Genomic DNA, 2,565 nt, shown 5'->3' with positions numbered 1-2,565 from the left:
GGCCCACCCGGGCAGGCCCGTGACCAGCCCGGACGGCTCGACGGCGAGGTCGACGCCCAGCACGGGGTCCAGCCCCGCCGCGGCGCAGGCGCTCACGTGCTTGACCGCCCCGTAGAGGCCGTCGCGGTCGGTCAGGGCCAGCGCGTCCATGCCCAGCTCGGCGGCCCGGGCGACCAGCGCCGCGGGCGCGTCGGTGCCGTGGCGCATCGAGAACCCCGACGCCACGTGCAGGTGCGTGAACGGCTCGACCACTGCGGATCCCCCTCCGACCGTGCCGGGCCCAGGGGGGAGGACAGCCCGCGTCGAACACCTGTTCGACTCCGGTGACGCTACACGCCGGCCGGCCCGCGCGGACGCGCGCCCCGCCGGCGCGTCACCCGTTCGGCCCCACCGGGGCGCTCGCGCCCGCTCCCCGGCGCGGGGTGGCCCCGTGCCACCCAGACGGGCACGGGGCCACCCCGTGCGCAGCAGGAGCGGGTGCAGATCCACCCACTGGAGATCGAGTCGTGCCAACCGTTGCCCGGGCGTACGTTCCCCCGAGCCGACGAGGGCACGGAGCGATGGAGGTCCGGGGATGACGAGCACGACACCCACGACGGGAGGCTCCATCCGGAGCCTGATCCCCGCCCGCATCGACCGGCTCACCTGGGCGCCGTTCCACAGCCGGATGATCGCGGCGCTGGGCACGGCGTGGATCCTCGACGGCCTCGAGATCACGATCGCCGGCTCGGTGGGCTCCATCCTGCGCGACGAGGCGACGCTCGGGCTGTCCACCACCCAGGTCGGCCTCCTGGCCAGCGTCTACCTCGTCGGCGAGGTCTTCGGGGCGCTGTTCTTCGGCCGGCTCTCCGACCGCCTCGGCCGCAAGAACCTCTTCATCGTCACCCTCGGGGTCTACCTGGTGGGCAACGCCCTGACGGCGTTCACCTGGAGCGGGGAGGGCCTCGGCCTGGTCTTCCTCTACGCCACCCGCTTCATCGCCGGCGCGGGGATCGGCGGGGAGTACGCCGCCATCAACTCCGCGATCGACGAGATGATGCCGGCGAAGTACCGCGGCCGGGTCGACATCGGCGTCAACGGCACCTACTGGGGCGGCGCGATCCTCGCCACGCTGGGCACGTACTTCCTGCTCAACGAGGTGCACATCAACCTCGGCTGGCGGATCGGCTTCCTCATCGGCCCCGTGCTGGGCCTGGCGATCTGGAACCTGCGCCGCCACCTGCCGGAGAGCCCTCGCTGGCTGCTCATGCACGGCCGCGAGGCCGAGGCGGAGGAGAGCATCTCCTTCATCGAGCGCCAGGTGGAGGCGTCCGGGCAGGTGCTGGCCCCGGTGGACGAGGCGAAGGCGATCGAGATCAAGCCGGCTCCCCCGCAGGGCTACCTGACCCTGGCGAAGGTGCTGTTCCAGACCTACCCCGGGCGGGCCACCCTCGCCGCGACCCTGATGATCACGCAGTCGTTCCTCTACAACGCGATCTTCTTCACCTACACGATCGTCCTGACGGCGTTCTACGACGTGCCGGCGGGCAGAGCACCGCTCTACCTCATCGCCTTCGCGGCCGGGAACCTCGCCGGCCCGCTGCTGCTGGGGCACCTCTTCGACACGCTCGGGCGCCGCAAGATGATCGCCGGCACCTACCTGCTCTCGGGCGCCCTGCTGGCGATCACGGCGGTCATGTTCAACGCCGGGATCCTCAACGCGTTCACCCAGACCCTCGCCTGGGCGATCATCTTCTTCTTCGCCTCGGCCGGTGCCAGCTCGGCCTACCTCACGGCCAGCGAGCTGTTCCCCATGGAGATCCGCGCGCAGGCGATCGCGGTGTTCTTCTCCATCGCGCAGCTGTTCGGAGCGATCGGGCCGGTCTTCTACGGCGCCCTCATCGGCGACAGCGAGAACCCCGACCCCACCAACCTGTTCATCGGCTACCTCATCGGCGCCGGCGTGATGATCATCGGTGGTGTCGTCGACGTCTTCCTGGGCGTGGACGCCGAGGGGAAGTCGCTCGAGGAGGTCACCGCACCGCTGTCCGCGGTGACCAGCCGCCCCCGCGCCACCGGCTGAGACACCCCCTGCACCACGAGGAGGCACCGTGACCACGCCCGCCCGCTTCAAGGACCTGTGCCTGGACGCCGTCGACCACCAGGCCGTCGCCGACTGGTGGTGCGCCGCCCTGGGCTACCGGCGCCGGCCGCAGGCGGACGGGAGCCCGAGGCCCCCGGCGTGGCCGGTGCCGATCGAGGACCCGACGGGGGCGGGCCCGCTGATCTGGGTCAACCCGGTGCCGGAGCCGAAGGCCGTGAAGAACCGCATGCACCTGGACGTCACCGGCAGCACCGAGGAGCTGCTGGCGCTCGGCGCCCGGCTGCTGCGACCGCAGGGCGGTGACGTGGGGTGGGACGTGCTCGCCGATCCCGAGGGCAACGAGTTCTGCGTCTTCGCCCCCGAGCCGCCCGCCTCCTGAGCCCGGTCCGCGGACCGGGCTCAGGAGGCGGCGAGGGGCAGCACCGGCTGCGGGCGCGGGGACCCCAGCAGGTCGGCCACCAGTGCGGTGAACGCCTCGGCGC

General features: G+C 72.3%; 3 protein-coding genes. 2 read left to right on the top strand and 1 reads right to left on the bottom strand.

The window, feature by feature from the left end; all coding sequences use genetic code 11:
- The coding region (locus AC5FZL_RS16405; RefSeq protein ID WP_493619946.1) for a PHP domain-containing protein at window positions 1-252 on the bottom strand (252 nt) is incomplete at its 3' end.
- A gap of 322 nt (window positions 253-574) precedes the next feature.
- Here AC5FZL_RS16405 and AC5FZL_RS16400 point away from each other — a divergent pair.
- Both AC5FZL_RS16400 and AC5FZL_RS16395 read left to right on the top strand, forming a co-directional pair.
- Complete coding sequence (locus AC5FZL_RS16400) at window positions 575-2,062, top strand: MFS transporter (RefSeq protein WP_493619945.1); 1,488 nt, start codon at window positions 575-577, stop codon at window positions 2,060-2,062.
- A 28-nt stretch (window positions 2,063-2,090) separates the two neighbouring features.
- Window positions 2,091-2,462 (top strand): VOC family protein, encoded by a 372-nt coding sequence (locus AC5FZL_RS16395; RefSeq protein WP_493619944.1) that lies wholly within the window; start codon window positions 2,091-2,093, stop codon window positions 2,460-2,462.
- The last annotated feature ends 103 nt before the right edge of the window (window positions 2,463-2,565 follow it).

This window comes from Quadrisphaera sp. DVD1, from assembly GCF_058932755.1.
This window is presented reverse-complemented; position numbering and strand designations above follow the sequence as displayed.